Annotated in this window: 14 protein-coding genes; 3 read left to right on the forward strand and 11 right to left on the reverse strand. The window is 61.7% G+C overall.

Annotated elements, in window-relative coordinates:
• Positions 1–34: 34 nt before the first annotated feature.
• The gene (locus tag ARTH_RS23515) at positions 35–1,156 is read left to right on the forward strand and encodes a sensor domain-containing phosphodiesterase (protein ID WP_198011551.1); all 1,122 of its coding nucleotides are present in this window, start codon (positions 35–37) and stop codon (positions 1,154–1,156) included.
• Positions 1,157–1,469: 313 nt separating this feature from the next.
• On the opposite strand, the gene ARTH_RS09650 is transcribed toward ARTH_RS23515, so the two are convergent.
• The 11 genes from ARTH_RS09650 to ARTH_RS09700 form a co-directional block, all read right to left on the reverse strand.
• Positions 1,470–2,516: an AraC family transcriptional regulator gene (locus ARTH_RS09650; RefSeq protein ID WP_011691755.1), complete on the reverse strand. Its 1,047-nt coding sequence runs from the start codon at positions 2,514–2,516 to the stop codon at positions 1,470–1,472.
• Between the two features lie 110 nt (positions 2,517–2,626).
• Positions 2,627–3,571 carry an ROK family protein gene (locus ARTH_RS09655; protein WP_043429707.1) on the reverse strand — a complete coding sequence of 315 codons (945 nt, stop codon included), beginning with the start codon at positions 3,569–3,571 and terminating at the stop codon, positions 2,627–2,629.
• A 235-nt stretch (positions 3,572–3,806) separates the two neighbouring features.
• Positions 3,807–4,808 (reverse strand): sugar phosphate isomerase/epimerase family protein, encoded by a 1,002-nt coding sequence (locus ARTH_RS09660; RefSeq protein ID WP_011691757.1) that lies wholly within the window; start codon positions 4,806–4,808, stop codon positions 3,807–3,809.
• A 26-nt stretch (positions 4,809–4,834) separates the two neighbouring features.
• Complete coding sequence (locus ARTH_RS09665; protein ID WP_011691758.1) at positions 4,835–5,158, reverse strand: putative quinol monooxygenase; 324 nt, start codon at positions 5,156–5,158, stop codon at positions 4,835–4,837.
• A gap of 66 nt (positions 5,159–5,224) precedes the next feature.
• Positions 5,225–6,397 (reverse strand): Gfo/Idh/MocA family protein, encoded by a 1,173-nt coding sequence (locus ARTH_RS09670; RefSeq protein ID WP_011691759.1) that lies wholly within the window; start codon positions 6,395–6,397, stop codon positions 5,225–5,227.
• Between the two features lie 75 nt (positions 6,398–6,472).
• Positions 6,473–7,288, reverse strand: coding sequence for a sugar phosphate isomerase/epimerase family protein (locus tag ARTH_RS09675; RefSeq protein ID WP_011691760.1), 816 nt, complete (start codon positions 7,286–7,288; stop codon positions 6,473–6,475).
• On the reverse strand, positions 7,285–8,439 hold the full coding sequence (locus tag ARTH_RS09680; RefSeq protein ID WP_011691761.1) for a Gfo/Idh/MocA family protein: 1,155 nt from the start codon (positions 8,437–8,439) through the stop codon (positions 7,285–7,287). Before ARTH_RS09680 ends, ARTH_RS09675 begins: the two co-directional genes overlap by 4 nt.
• A gap of 5 nt (positions 8,440–8,444) precedes the next feature.
• Positions 8,445–9,431 carry an ABC transporter permease gene (locus tag ARTH_RS09685; protein ID WP_011691762.1) on the reverse strand — a complete coding sequence of 329 codons (987 nt, stop codon included), beginning with the start codon at positions 9,429–9,431 and terminating at the stop codon, positions 8,445–8,447.
• 3 nt (positions 9,432–9,434) lie between these two features.
• The gene (locus tag ARTH_RS09690) at positions 9,435–10,943 is read right to left on the reverse strand and encodes a sugar ABC transporter ATP-binding protein (RefSeq protein WP_011691763.1); all 1,509 of its coding nucleotides are present in this window, start codon (positions 10,941–10,943) and stop codon (positions 9,435–9,437) included.
• A gap of 53 nt (positions 10,944–10,996) precedes the next feature.
• Positions 10,997–12,157, reverse strand: a complete 1,161-nt coding sequence (locus tag ARTH_RS09695) for a substrate-binding domain-containing protein (protein WP_011691764.1) — start codon at positions 12,155–12,157, stop codon at positions 10,997–10,999.
• A gap of 49 nt (positions 12,158–12,206) precedes the next feature.
• Positions 12,207–12,692, reverse strand: a complete 486-nt coding sequence (locus ARTH_RS09700) for a hypothetical protein (RefSeq protein WP_011691765.1) — start codon at positions 12,690–12,692, stop codon at positions 12,207–12,209.
• Between the two features lie 209 nt (positions 12,693–12,901).
• On the opposite strand from ARTH_RS09700, the gene ARTH_RS09705 reads away from it, so the two are divergent.
• A complete protein-coding gene (locus tag ARTH_RS09705) occupies positions 12,902–14,008 on the forward strand; it encodes a LacI family DNA-binding transcriptional regulator (RefSeq protein WP_011691766.1) in 1,107 nt (368 codons plus the stop codon).
• Positions 14,009–14,205: 197 nt separating this feature from the next.
• A complete protein-coding gene (locus ARTH_RS23870) occupies positions 14,206–14,394 on the forward strand; it encodes a hypothetical protein (protein WP_156810662.1) in 189 nt (62 codons plus the stop codon).
• Positions 14,395–14,403 lie beyond the last annotated feature (9 nt).

The following is a 14,403-nucleotide window of genomic DNA, read 5'->3' on the forward strand; positions in this document are numbered from 1 at the left end:
CGACCGGTTGGAGGCGTCAATTACAGCCAGCCTCATGGATACACTACGGAGCACGCCCCGTGAATGGCTGTGGGCCGTAGGAGCAGACGGGAGGTTCACCTTCTCAAGCCCGGCGAGTCGGGAATTACTTGGTTTTGAGCCCTCCGAGTTGGTGGGACGCCCGTGCAGTCTCGTCATCGACCTCGCTGACCTCAAGACCGCGCGGAAACCAGACGCACGCGCGGGCCGGGAAGGACTTTTGCTTTCGGCCCGCCACCGCGGCGGTCGGAGCCTCAGCGTAGAGGTCTTCTGCCGGCGCCGATTCGACGGCGAGGGTCGACGATCAGGATTCGAGGGAGTCGCGCGACCGCTGGAAGCCTTCAGGGCAGAGAGCCCTGCAGAGCTGGAAATCACGACTCGCCTCGATCGCCTGTTCGCCACTCGGACACTGATCACGGCGTTTCAGCCCATCTGCCATTTGGGAACCGGCGAGGTTGTCGGTGCAGAAGCGCTCACTCGCTTCGTCAGCGCTCCCTTTAGGTCGCCCGATCAGTGGTTCATCGAAGCGGATTCAATCGGACGAGGCCCCGAACTCGAATTCCTTGCCCTGGAAACGGCGATGCAGGCCGCAACGGATCTTCCCGACCACATCTATGTAGCCGTCAATCTCTCCCCGTCGGCATGCCTCTACCCGAGGCTGAGTGATATCGTGACGAATTCCGGTCTGGACCCCACGCGCATCGTCGTAGAGCTGACCGAGCGCTCAGCCGTGGCTGACTATGCACGTCTCGCGGCAGCACTGGCCCCACTCAGAAGCGCTGGCGTACGCATAGCTATCGACGACGTCGGAGCCGGGTTCTCATCCATGCGCCACATCCTTAGGCTCAGCCCGGAACTCATCAAACTTGACCGGACCATCGTTGCGGGCGTCGACTGTGACCCCAACCAGAGAGCCCTGTGCACGGCTATGGTCAGCTTCGCGTCACAGATCGGGGCAAGCCTTGTCGCCGAGGGAATCCAAACCAATGCAGAATTAACCGCCGTTACCGAGATGGGCGTGAACACCGGGCAAGGCTACTTACTGGGTAGACCATCCCTGCTTTCATCGGATTGGTCCCGTTGGAGTCAGCGGAACCGGTCTTCAGTGAATGGTGATACGGATGGTCTTGACACCTAAGAGCCAATCCGCCGGAGCCGGCCGGGCTCCCATCAATGGCAGCGGATACATCGTCCTTCGACGCGGCCCCGCCTCGTCGTCGTAGCGTCCGGCCTCGGACCACAAATAGCCCTCGCGGCTCCGCACGGATCCATGGAAGCACTTTCGCTGGGTAGGAGAATCACCCGGGAGACCCTCCGGGTCAAAGAAACGAAGGAGCAGACCCGCGTCGTACCCTTCTCTGTGGGGCACATTTGGGCCGGGCCCCGAAGTTCATGACAGCGGCGGCAGCTTCGAAGCGGACGAGTCGTGTGGGACCCATCAGATATCCGATTCACAGCACGGTCAATTTTCTTAGTTCGGCGGCTCGAGTCTGCAAGAGTTCCGGGTTCTGCTGCGCGTCCCCAAGCGAGAGCCCTGTTAGTTCCCTGACGGCACGCCGCATGGCTTGCAGGCTCTTGAACCCGCTGGCACCCGCTATGTCCGTCAGAGAGCGTTTCCAGGAGGTTGCTTCGGCGAGGAGCTCAAGGGCTTCCAAGGTCCGCAGGGCGCGGATGTGCCCGCTGACTTGGAGCCCTTCGTCTTCGAAGAGGTAGTAAAGGGCACGGCGTGAAAGAAATGAGTAAGCCACGACCTCGTCAACTGTGAGGGCAGGGTTTCTGAAGTTCCGGTGCACGAATTTCTTGATCGCTGCGATGCGGGCCAGTCTTATATCGCCGGGATCGGCCGTGGTTTCGAGCAAGGAGCTGACCAGGGCCGTCATCATCGACCGGACGACTGGTTGGAGACGTGGCATCTCCTGGGCTATGACCGACCGCTGCCAGCCGGACAAGGCTGGAAGAATCAGCCCACGCATAATGGGGTTTTCTCTGATGTCGGCCAATCCCTGCAGCCGTTTGACGGATCTGCCGTCCAAGCCGAGCAGCCCCCGGTCGAAATGGACCCGCACAGCGCTTAGGCCGGCGGGCGCATGGAAGTTTCCCGGCAAAGAAAGATCAAAGAACCTGACTGTTCCGGGAGCGACAGCCTCGGAACGTCCCGAGAAGCTGAACTTGTCACATGAAGTCCTGAAATACACGAGCCAGTCGCTGGGATTCGTGTCCCCGTTCCAGTAGCAACTGGCGGGTTCATTCGTGACATCAACAAGACTGAAGCCCGGACTCTCAAGGCTCAGGGCGGTTGGATTGAAGCCAGATCGCACTGACTTTTCGGTTTTTTCCAACCGAACGGGAGCGTCAATCGCGCTGGCGTACCAGCTCCGCCAATGTTCGAATTTTTCTTCCGGGTTCAGCCCGGCCGGAACACTGTAGCGCCTGATCTGATCGTGCTGTGGCCTGTCCGGATCGTCGGCGACGTGGTTGTCGCGAGATGTTTCTTCCATGGGCTTGGGACCTTCCAGCTGAACCGAGATTGAATGCGCCCAGTATGCAGCGGCAAGAGTGATCGTGTTGTATGGGTTGTCGATCGCCTGTAGATTCTACCCGCGGCCGGTCAGCTGGCGTGCCGTTGACGGTCGATCGACTTCAACGGTGCCGGCCAATAGTTCCGCTGTCCGCTGAGGTTGGGTGGCGCTGACAGCAAGCGGTCCACTGATTCCACCGCCAGTCCGGCGTCCAGGGCTCGAAGAGCAATCCCGGTAGCGGGGGACCCGGTCGTTGAACTCGCCAACACCAGATTCTCCGTCACAGCAGGGACGCCGCTTGCGTATATTGCCTCCCTAAGGCCGGCCAGCAAAAAGTCGGCGGCACCGGGCCACCGGGTTCTGACTGTGATGAACTCGGGTTGAAGGAGGTGAATGCTCCCTAACAGGGTGTCACCTATGTCCCGACCTGCCTGTCGCAGAGCACTGACTGCAGCCGCATCGCTCCGCCGGACAGCCCCGCTGATCGCGTCTGGTTCGTCTGCAAGGTCCGACGACAGACCGGCAATTATTGCCTCTTCCCCTGCGATGGCCTGCAGGCAATTCATGATGCCGCAAGCACAGGGCAGCGTCGGCGTGCCCTTCCCCGGCGTGTGCCCGAACGCCTCTTTGGAGGTCCTGAAACCCCCCATCGTCCTTCCGTGGACGAGCACGGCACAGCCAATGGTCTTTCCCACGTCCAGGAAGAGCATGTTTTGCGGCCGGGGGGTTCGCGACAGGGCCTCCGCGGTTGCCATGGCCCCCAGCGCGGAGTCGACGACGACCGGGCGGCCAGCAAAATATTCAGGCCAGTCCAGATCCGGCGCACCTTCATCGAGAACAACCCCCGTTGCTACAAGCTGGCCGGAAATGTCGTCCATGGAATCCAGGAGCGAATACGCTGAAGCCAGGCAGGAATCCAAGATAGCGGCATACCCGCCACGGACGGTTTCCACCGGCTTCGCAGCAGATAACGGCTGTCCGGAAAGGTCGAATGCTTGCACCTTTGCCTCGCTGGCACCCAGCAGGACGCTCATAACCGCTCCGCTGTTTGGCATGAGGCGAAACTGAGCGGATGGCCGGCCACCCGTCGATGGCGCCTCGTTGGCGGGACCAATGAGTCCCCGCGACGCCAAGGTTCTCATCCTGTCTGTCGTTGCGGCCCGCGAAAGGCCTGTCAGTGCTGAAAGCCGGGCCCGGGTCAACGGTGACGTGCCACGAAAATGCTGGAAGACCTCTCCCGCCGAAACGCGAGGGGGAACGGTCATAACTTCAGTCCTTGCTGCTGAAGGCGGCGTCGAAGGACGTCTGGGAGGCGGGGAAGTCGAATTTTTTGAGGGCGGCGAGGGCTTCGGGGGCGCCGTGGAGGCGGTCCATGCCGGCGTCTTCCCATTCGACGGAGATGGGACCGTCATAGCCGATCGCGGTGAGGGCGCGGAAGGATGATTCCCAGGGGACGTCTCCGCGGCCTGCGGAGACGAAGTCCCAGCCGCGGCGGGGGTCGCCCCAGGGCAGGTGGGAGCCGAGGACGGTGTTCCGGCCGGTGGGGCGGAGCTTGGTGTCCTTGCAGTCCACGTGGTAGATCCGGTCCTTGAAGTCCCAGATGAAGGAGACGGGGTCGATGCCCTGCCACATGAAGTGGGAGGGGTCCCAGTTCAGGCCGAACGCTTCGCGGTGGCCGATCGCTTCGAGGGTGCGCACGGTGGTCCAGTAGTCGTAGGCGATTTCGGAGGGGTGGACTTCGTGGGCGAAGCGGACGCCGCATTCGTCGAAGACGTCCAGGATGGGGTTCCAGCGGTCCGCGAAGTCCTGGTACCCGGCCTGGATGACCTTTTCGGGGACGGGCGGGAACATGGCGACGTATTGCCAGATGGAGGAGCCGGTGAAGCCGACGACGGTGTCCACGCCGAGGGCTTTGGCGAGCCGGGCGGTGTGTTTCATTTCTTCGGCGGCGCGGGTGCGGACGCCTTCGGGGTCGCCGTCGCCCCAGACTTTGGATCCGACGATTGCTTCGTGGCGGAAGTCGATGGGGTCATCGCAGACGGCCTGGCCCTTGAGGTGGTTGGAGATGGCCCAGACCTTCAGGTTGTACTTTTCCAGGACGGCGAGCTTGGACTGGACGTAGCCGGGTTCGTCCCAGCGCCAGGCGTCCAGGTGGTCCCCGGAGACGGCGATTTCGAGGCCGTCGTAGCCCCAGCCGGAGGCAAGGCGGGCGACTTCCTCGAAGGGGAGGTCGGCCCACTGGCCGGTGAACAGGGTGTACGGGCGGGGCATGTCAGTCCTTCAGGTGAGTTGGAGTGTTAGGTGAGAGGCGTTAGCGGAGTTACGGCGAGAGGAACAGCCAACAGCGGTTCCGCTCCTGTCAAGAATTCCTTTACATGGACTTCTTTGTTGTGAGCTTCGAGATCCTCGTTATCAGCCCAGCCTTCGAAGAGGATGAAGGTGCCGGGCCGCTGCCCGTCCGAGAATACGGTGTACTCCAGGCATCCTGGGTCGTTTCGGCTTAGCGTCTGGAGAGAGTGAAGGGCGTCTCGAAGTTCGGCTTCGTGCCCTGCTTTGGCGACGAAGACCGGCATTAGCCAGACTCCTGCCGTCTCTTGGCGGTCCGGGAGGGGATTGAGCATCAGTCTTCCTTAGTGATGGTCGGTGAGTTTGGGAGGGACGGTTCTTGGCCGTCCCTCCCAAGAGGATCAATCGGTGATCAGTGGAACCTGGACCCATGACTCTTTTTGAGCGGATTCGACGATGGCGTCGTCGATGAGCGCGGTCTGGTAGCCGTCGGCGAAATTGGGGCTTACTGATCCGCCTTCTGCGATGGCCTTGAAGAAGTCGTACGCTTCGATGATCTTCGTTTCCCCATAACCGATGCCTAGAGCTGGAATGGGCCAGAGGCCTTCTCCGTATGGGTGAGCCGGCCCCGTGTACACGGTCCGGAATCCCCGGCGGTCGGCCTGGTCCGAAGCGAAGCACACTTGCAGCTCGTCGCGTCGTTCGTAGTTGAAGACGATGCTGCCTTCCGTTCCATGGATTTCGAAGGTGATGTAGTTGTTCCTCCCATGCGCGTTACGTGTCGCCTCGACGGATCCCACGGCTCCATTTGCGAAGCGAATCATCGTCATGACTTCGTCGTCGACGTCAACCTGGCCACGCGGGCCTTCACCGCCGCGAACGGTGCCAAGTGCATCGGCACCGCCTGTTTGGAGGGGGCGCTCCGGGATCCAGGTCGACAGGACAGCATTGACGGCGCTGAACTCTCCGACAAGATACCTGGCCATGTCAATGACGTGTGTTGCGATGTCGCCAAGGGCGCCGGAACCGGCGACCGACTTCTGGAAACGCCAGGACAAGGGGGAGTTGGGGTCGGCGCTCCAGTCCTGCAGATAGGTTCCGCGGAAGCTGAGGATGCGGCCTATGGATCCTTCCTCAATGTACTTCTTCGCCAGCGCGACTGCGGGGGTCCGCCGGTAGTTGAATGCGACCATGTGGACGATATTGGCGTCTTTGACCGCATCGTACATAGCCTTGGCTTCTTCGCCTGTGCGTGCAAGCGGCTTTTCGCAGATGATGTGCTTGCCTGCTTCGGCGGCGGCTATGGCGATTTCGGCGTGGAGGTGGTTGGGCGTGGCGATGTCTACGACGTCGATGTCCGGATCGTCGATGATGCTGCGCCAGTCCGACGTGGAGTTCTCGAAGCCGAAGCGGCGGGCCGCTTCGGCAGCCAGTTCCGTGTTGGCTTCAGCGATGACTTTGCGGACCGGGAGCGCCGGTGCTGGCCAAAAGAACATGGGCATGGCGGCGTAAGCGAGGGAGTGGGCCTTGCCCATGAAGCCGCCTCCGATGAGGCCGACGTTGAGGTTTTGCATCTGGATCTTGTTCCTTCCGGAAGAAAGCGGGAGGTGCCGATTGCGGCTTTCCCTTGCGGTCAAAGTGGTGGATGGTTAGAGGAGCTTCTCGAGGTACTTCATACTCAGTTCGGCAGCTTCCCGGGGGTCCCCGTCGTAGTTGTCGAGTTCGACCATGAGCCAGCTGTCGTATCCGCTCTCTCGGATTGCGGCGAGGATGTCCGGGAAGTCGAGTTCGCCCTGGCCCAGGGGGAGGAAAGTAAACGGGTCTTGCCGGAAGTCCTTGAGGTGGACATGTCGGATTCTGTCGGGGTACTTCCGGATGACCGCGGCCGGGTCCGCTCCGCCGGCCGCGAGATGGGCGGTGTCCGGGCAGAAGCCGATTCGGGTCAGCGGCATCAGCTTGTCCAGCTCGTCCGGGCTTTCGACGATCGTGGTCAGGTGCGGGTGGTAGCTTGCTGACAGCCCGAAACTTTCCGCGATGTCCGTCACGCTGTCCAGCGCCCGGCCGAGGCGGTGGTAGTCCTCGTCTGTGGTACCTGCTGCGCGCCGTGCTCCACCTCCGACTACCAGTCGGTCAGCTCCGAAGTTCGCTGCTAGTTCGGCAGAGCGGTGGATTCTGTGCAGTTCATCGGGAAGGATGTCGGCATAGATGAAATTGGCGCCGGTATACACGCTAGTCAGGGAGACCCCGGAGCTGTTCAGGAGCTCTTTAAGCACCTCGGGCTTGTCTGCGTATTCCGCAAGGTTGCCGTCGAACATCTCGACGCCTTCGTATCCGACAGATGCGATGTCGTGGATGGCGTCCTTCATGGATCCGTGGGTTAGGTAGAAGAGGTCTTTGACGCTTGTCACGCCTCCGGGATGGCCGACAACGCCACCCCAAGTGATGGAACAGTAACCAAGTTTCATTGCTTTTGCCTTTCAACTTCCGAAGGAAGGTTGGAAATATTAGAGGGGGATGTAGGTCCGGGGACGTTGACCCACACCTGCCGGGCGGCGGAGGTAACCAGTGCCTCAGTGAGGCGGGCTGCCCGGAGTCCGTCCCGAAAGGTGGGCAGCCCTTCGGGTTCTTGACCCTGGACGGCCGCATATGCGTCCGCGACAAAGGCATTGAAGCTGTCCTGGTATCCCTGCGGATGACCCGGGGGGAGCCTGTTGTAGCGGCGTCCGCCAGAGGTGGTGAGGGTTTGCGGTCCGACGGCGATTTGGGAACTGGAGTCCGTGCGGCCGATGTGAAGTGTGTCCGGCCGCTCCTGGTTGAAGCTGAATGACGCTTCGGTCCCGTCGAACGAGAACCACAGGCGGTTTTTTCGGCCCGGGCTCACCTGGCTGACTACCAGGGAGCCTGCGGCTCCGTGGTCGGTCTCGAATAGGAGCGCGGCCCCGTCCTCGGTAGCCACGGAGGACAACTGTCCTCCGGTTTCGCGTTGGTCGTAAGCCCGGCTGGTCTTGGCCACTAGTCTGGTGATTCTGTGCCCTGTGGTGAATTCCATCAGGTCGCACCAGTGCACGCCGATGTCACCGAATGCCCTGGAGGCTCCTCCGAGCGTCGAATCGACCCGCCAGTTTGTGGCGTCTGCGCCGGCCAGCCAATCCTGAAGGTACGAGCCGTGGAGCAGCCAGAGCCGGCCGGCGTCACCGCGGAGGATACGATCGCGTGCTTCGCGAACGGCCGGATAGAACCGGTAGACGAAGGGCACAGCCGTGACGACGCCTGCCCTGTCCGCGAGGTCGGTCAGTTCGAGGGCGTCCTCAACACTGGTCGCGAGGGGCTTCTCACAAACCACGGCTTTCCCGGCTGCGATGGCCTTGCGTGCGAGGTCGGCGTGAGTGGTGTTGGGGGTGCAGATGTGTACGACATCCACGTCGTCTCTTGCGATCAGCGCCTCGGGGGACTCTGCCGCGGTTCGGGCGCCGAGTCCGGCTGCCGCTGCCTCAGCGGCAGCCGGACTGCGCCCGGCGACTGCACTGACTTCGCCCCCCGCTGCGCGCACTGCGTGCGCGTGGACGGAGCCCATGAATCCTGTACCGATAATTCCGGCTCGTAGTTTTAAGGTCACGGGTGCTATTTCTTCCGGGCGAGGGCGACGGCCAGGATGATGATGGCGCCGCGGACCACCTGCTGCTGGCTGCTGTCGAGGCCGGCCAGGATCAGTCCGTTGTTGATCAAGCCAATCAGGAGGGCGCCGAAGAGCGTTCCCATGATGGAGCCAAATCCGCCGAACAGGCTTGTCCCGCCGAGGATGACGGCGGCGATGGCGGAGAGCTCATCGCCCGATCCCCACTGGAAGCGGCCGGACTGGAGGCGGCCGGCGTACAGCATGCCGGCAACGCTCGCGACCATGCCGGAGATGAGGAGCACCTGGAATTTGATTCGTTTGGTGTTGATGCCCGTGAATTCCGCGGCGTTGCGGTTACCGCCGGTAGCTAGGACCTGTCGGCCGAACTTGGTGCGGTTCAGTACGACGGCGCCGATGGCAACGAAGATGGCGCTCCAGACAACCAGGCCCGGTACGGGGCCGAAGTCACCGGATCCGAACAGCATGTTGAAGGTGTCATTCAGGATCGGCTGGGGGGCTGAGGCCGTGATCCACTGGGCGACTCCGACGGCGATACCCAGCATGCCGAGCGTCACGAGGAAGGAGGGGATGCCAAGGAGACTGACCAGTGCGCCATTTATTGACCCGACCACGAGGCCGACGGCAAGGCCGGCGAGGATTCCGGGGATCAGGCCCCACTGGGACAACGCCATGGCCGTGCAGACGCTGGACAACCCGGCCACCGATCCGACGCTTAGGTCGATTTCTGCACAAGAGATGACGTATGTCATACCTACGGCGATGACGGTGATTGTGGCAGTTTGCCGGAAAATGTTCAGCAGGTTGTTCGGCGACAGGAAGCCCTGATCGCGGAGCAGAATGGCGAAGAAGAGGAAGACGACGACAAAGCCGATGTAGATGACGTAACGTCGCCAGTCGAGTTCTTTCAGGATGGTGCCGAAATTGCGTGGTGCCGCGGTGTCCCGGGGCGCGATGGTGTTTGCCTTGCTCACTGTTCAGACTCCCTGGACTGCAAGTTGGAGATATTCCTCGTCAGCGATCTCGCTGCGGGGGATGTCGCGGATAATGGAGCCGTCCTTAAGGACGAGGACGCGGTCGCTGACCGCGAGTAGTTCGGGGTACTCGGAAGAGATGACGATGACGGCTTTGCCGGCGCTTGCCAACTCGCGGATCATGTCCAAAATTTCGCTCTTGGTGCCGATGTCAACGCCAGCCGTTGGCTCGTCCAGAATCAGGATGTCCGGATCAGTGCCCAGCCACTTGGCGATGACCACTTTCTGCTGGTTGCCGCCCGAGAGCAGCCGCACCGGTCGGTGGGGGTGAGCGACTTTTACTGCGAACCTCTTGATCAGCGAAGAGGACAACTCCTTGCCCCTGGCACCGTCAAGAAAGGGTCCTCGCTGGATCTGGCCAAGCAGCGGCAGCAGCAGGTTGTCTTGGACTGAGTGCTCCAAGACGAGACCTTGGGCCCTGCGGTCCTCCGGGATGAGGGCGACACCCGCAGTGATGGCCTGCTGCGGCGAGGTCAGATTGATTCGCTCCCCCCGGATGAAGATCTCACCGCTGTCCCGCCGGTCGATGCCGAAGAGTGCGCGGGCCAGTTCTGTGCGACCGCTACCCATAAGACCGGCCAAGCCCAGAATCTCACCGGGTCGAAGCGAGAAGGAGATGTCCCTTACCCGCGGCCCGGCGTTCAGCCCCCGGACCTCCAGCAGCGGGGCGCTGTCATGAGCCACCTGGTCCCGCTCGCGGTAGGCAAGTTGGCCCTCGATCTTCTTGCCGACGATGCCTTCCACGATCTGTTCGGGTGTCACGCCGGTCAGCGGCTCGGTGAGGAGTCGACGACCGTCGCGCAGGATGGTGATCCGGTCGGCCAGACGGTATACCTCGTCCATGCGGTGGGAGATGTAGATGATTGAGATGCCGCGCTGTTTGAGACGGTCGATCAGTTCGAAGAGCGCTTCGGACTCGTGCCGGGCAAGGCTGGCGGTGGGTTCGTCCATGATGAGCACCTGGGCGTTTTGCGAGAGTGCCTTGGCGATCTCGGTCAACTGCCAGTAGGCCGTGCCGAGCCGGGAGACTTCGGCACGGGGGTCGACCTTTACCTCCATCTCGGCGAAGATCTCCTTGGCCCGCCGCTCCGAGGCGCGGTCGTCGATGAGTCCGCCCGCCCCGAGCGGCTCAGCAGCAAGGAAGATGTTCTGAGCGACAGTCAGGCTCGGGACGAGGCTGAATTCCTGGAAAACCATCCCGATGCCGGCGGACTTCGCGTCCTGAATCGAGTTGATGGCGACCGGTTTGCCTCCAATGAGGATCTCGCCAGCGTCTGCCTGATAGACGCCTTGGAGGATTTTCATAAGGGTGGACTTCCCGGCCCCGTTGCCTCCTGCGAGGGCGTGGACCTCGCCCTTCCGGACGTCGAAGCTGACATCCTTCAGGACTGAAACCCCGTTGAAGCCCTTGGAAATCGAGCGCATCTCGACGACATTGTCTGCGGTGTTCATTGTTGCCCTTTCGGGACAGTGGGGGAGGGTGGGTGCCCCGCCCTCGGGTCTGGCTACTTTTTGTAGGACTCTTGAATGTCCTTGGGAGCGTCCTCGTGGTAAACCTGCTTCCAGGCTTCGAGGACGTTGGAATGGTCAACGGGGAGTGCACTCAGCGCCACATATGCCGGCGCTTCTTTCCCGATGAGCGCTCCTGCGGCCAGCCGGGCCTCCGTAACGCCCTGGTCGAACGGAACCTGGGCCCCGAGGCCGACGATGAGTTGGTCTTTGGCCAAGGCGATGGCGACGTTCTTGCCAAGGTCCTCAGTGGCGATCTTCAAATCCTGTCGGCCCGCAGCACGGGCTGCTGCCATGACACCTTCTGCGGGGACGTCCCAGACCGCCCAGATGCCCGACAGGTCGGCGTATTTGCTCAGCATGGCGTTCGCAGCGGCCTGGGCGTCTCCTGCGAAGTCCGGCCCGGCGATGCCCTTTTCCTCGACGATCTTGATGTCGGGGTACTCCTTGGTGATCGTTTCCTTGAATCCCTGATAGCGCTGCTTGGTCACGAAGAAGTCGGCCTGGTGGAAGACGAGTCCGATCTTTCCCTTGCCACCGATGGCCTTGGCCATTTGGTGGGCGGAAACGACGCCGTTGCCGTAATTGTCGGCGGAGACGACAGAGACGTAGTCCTTGCCGGCAGTCAGCCCTTGGGGAATGTTGTCCATGAAGACGAGCTTGGTTCCGGCGGCCGCGACTTTCTTGTAGGCGGAGGCCGTTGCCACGGGGTCCGTGGGGATGGAGACGATGACATCCGGGTCCTGCGTCATGACAGTCTCGATGTCCGAAACCTGCTTGTCCGGCTTGAAGTTCGCATCGGTTGTGGCGATTACCTTGATACCGAGCTTTTCGAATTCGCTCTTCAGCCCGTTAGTTTGGGCGGTCGCCCAGTCGTTGCCGCCGTAGTGCATCACGATTGCGGCCTTGGCGTTGAGTGCCTTGACCTTCTCGATCTCGGCGGGAGTCAGATCCGCAACAGATGACGGGGAGGGCGTCTCGCCGTTGGGGCCCTTGCTCAGGACCTGTCCCTTGATCTTGTCAAGGGCCTGCTGGGCCTTCTCGGACACCCCTGCATCGGGAGCGTTTGAGGTACCCGTTGCCGAACTGCTGCAGGAAGCGACGGAAAGGGACAGGGCTGCGGCCAAAGCCACAATGGGAAGCCTGCGGATCATCATTGTTCTCCAGTGCTTGTGGGTGGATGGTTAGGTCGGTGGTGGTGTTGGGTCAGGCCAGGGCTATGGCGAGGGCAGGGGGAACCGGCGAGAGGACGAGCCCGCCGGCGGCGGCGGCCGTGCGGATGGCAGCGGCCTTGTCTGACGACGTCAGGACCGCCTCTGCCTGCGCTTTGTCGACGAAGAGGCCCAGGGAACACGGTCCGTGATGGGATTGAACCCACCGGACCGCCTCGCCTGCCGCCTTGGTCATTTCAGCGCCGGCTGTCTCGGTGACCGAGCCGTCAATGGTTGACAGTGACGTCGGCGCGCCTGATTGGTCGACAGAGACCACCAGGCTCGCCCAAAGGAGATTGTCATCGAAGACGCCGACGACGGCCGAGGAGCCTGCGGAGACGAAGGTGCGGACAGCGGCTGCGAGATCATCACGTGCTGCGTCCGTCAGGAGCATTTCCAAATTGGCCCACTGGGCGGGGTCAATATTTCGAATGCCAACGCTGGGATCGAGTAGAAGTGCATCGTCGATGGTGTTGCTCATACCGTTCCCTCTTCGTTGAAGTCTGTCTCCGTGAACGTTTACGACGCTACCGTGAACGTTTACGCTCCAAATCGTAAACGTTTACGGACATGTGTGTCAACCATCACGCCTTTAGCCGGTTTGAGTTTCGGGAAGCCTGCGGCGACGTAAGATTGAGACGCACGGAACGACCGCGGACTCGGCCCGGCCGGTGCAGGACAGGAGGGCACGTGAGAGGAACAGCGATCCCCCGCGAGGCGAATGAGCGGCTTCCGGACACTTCCTTGCGGCGGAAGCCGACTATCAACGATGTGGCGCAAATCGCCGGTGTCTCATTCGGGACTGTTTCGCGAGTCCTGAACAACGCGCCGGACGTCAGTGCTTCGACTCGCGAGCGAGTTCTGCAGATCGTTAAAGACATCGGGTACCGGCGGAATCGGGCCGCGACCGCGCTGGTCACCAGCCGGTCAACGTCCATCGGCATCCTCTCGGACGGCTCGCCACGATTCGGCCCTGTCGGGACGCTCATGGCCCTTGAGAACATTGCGCGTAAGAAGGGCTACGCCACAACCGTCATCAGTGTCGAAAAACCCTATGAAGAGTCCGTGCAAGCCGCCCTCGACACCCTGGACGATACCGGTGTCGGGGGGATCATAGTCATCGCACCTCTCGTTGATATGGCTGCAGCTGTGTGGAACGCCTCATGCCGTGTACCGGTGGAGATGATTGCGGCCGGAGCATCATCAACTCCAAACGTCTTCACATACTCAGAAAATCAGGAGCTCGGAGCGAGGCTGGCCACGCAGCACCTCATTGACCTGGGCCACACCGATATCGCCCACTTCGCCGGCTCTATGGACTGGTTCGACGGACGCGTACGCAAGCGCGGCTGGGAGGCCGCGCTTCGTGATGCCGGACTTGCGCCAGGCCTGTGCATCGAGGGCGACTGGAGCCCCAAATGGGCTTACGAGACCGGCCTCCAGCTCGTCCGGGAGGGAAGGATCCCTCAGGCGATCTTCGCAGCTAGCGACCATACCGCCCTTGGGCTTATTCGCGCTTTCGCAGAAAATGGCGTCCGTGTCCCGGATGATGTCAGTGTCGTCGGATTCGACGATATCGAAGGGTCAGACTTCTTCCTGCCACCCCTGACCACTGTGCGCCAGGACTTTACCGCGCTGGCACTCATGAGCACGGAGGTGCTTCTCGGTGCCATGGAGGGCCGGGACGTCGACCGTACGCCGATCACGCCGACGCTCGTGGTACGCAACAGTTCCACTCGGGCCACGCCCACAGCGCGTCACAAAAAGACACCTGAAGCGCCTCCAAACAAAGCTTGAGCGGTATGCGTCCGGTGCGTCCAGTCTGATGACCGTTCGCGTTGTCGGAGTATGTGCTGCGTCCTTCGGTCGTATGGTTGATGAAATGCCTCGCACAGCAAGAGAACGCATTGATGGTGGCCGGAATTCTTCCACCGTATACGGTTCGCTTCTGGACAAGATATCTGCGCTGGCGGGGGTGTGAGCTGTAGGAGAACGTGTCGTCGTTCCACGCAGTCCACGGGCGTGCTTTTCTTGGTATCCATCCCCGTCGTGGTGCGATTCTGGTCAGCACTGTCCTGACCAGGGAACTCGAATGGGCACGGATTCACAGAGCCGAGCCTGCGTCGGCCTACTGGTGGCACAATGAATTCACCCTGAAGGACCCCTCAGGGATCGACGCCTAACGGCTTGCC

The sequence above is a fragment of the Arthrobacter sp. FB24 genome (assembly GCF_000196235.1).
GTDB lineage: Bacteria > Actinomycetota > Actinomycetes > Actinomycetales > Micrococcaceae > Arthrobacter.

Coding starts and splice junctions, on each gene's coding strand:
- ARTH_RS09690 (WP_011691763.1), bottom strand. CDS start 10,943: ATGAACACCGCAGACAATGTCGTCGAGATGCGCTCGATTTCCAAGGGC.
- ARTH_RS09695 (WP_011691764.1), bottom strand. CDS start 12,157: ATGATGATCCGCAGGCTTCCCATTGTGGCTTTGGCCGCAGCCCTGTCC.
- ARTH_RS09660 (WP_011691757.1), bottom strand. CDS start 4,808: ATGCCCCGCCCGTACACCCTGTTCACCGGCCAGTGGGCCGACCTCCCC.
- ARTH_RS09700 (WP_011691765.1), bottom strand. CDS start 12,692: ATGAGCAACACCATCGACGATGCACTTCTACTCGATCCCAGCGTTGGC.
- ARTH_RS09665 (WP_011691758.1), bottom strand. CDS start 5,158: ATGCTCAATCCCCTCCCGGACCGCCAAGAGACGGCAGGAGTCTGGCTA.
- ARTH_RS09655 (WP_043429707.1), bottom strand. CDS start 3,571: ATGAGCGTCCTGCTGGGTGCCAGCGAGGCAAAGGTGCAAGCATTCGAC.
- ARTH_RS09650 (WP_011691755.1), bottom strand. CDS start 2,516: ATGGAAGAAACATCTCGCGACAACCACGTCGCCGACGATCCGGACAGG.
- ARTH_RS09670 (WP_011691759.1), bottom strand. CDS start 6,397: ATGCAAAACCTCAACGTCGGCCTCATCGGAGGCGGCTTCATGGGCAAG.
- ARTH_RS23515 (WP_198011551.1), top strand. CDS start 35: ATGGATACACTACGGAGCACGCCCCGTGAATGGCTGTGGGCCGTAGGA.
- ARTH_RS09675 (WP_011691760.1), bottom strand. CDS start 7,288: ATGAAACTTGGTTACTGTTCCATCACTTGGGGTGGCGTTGTCGGCCAT.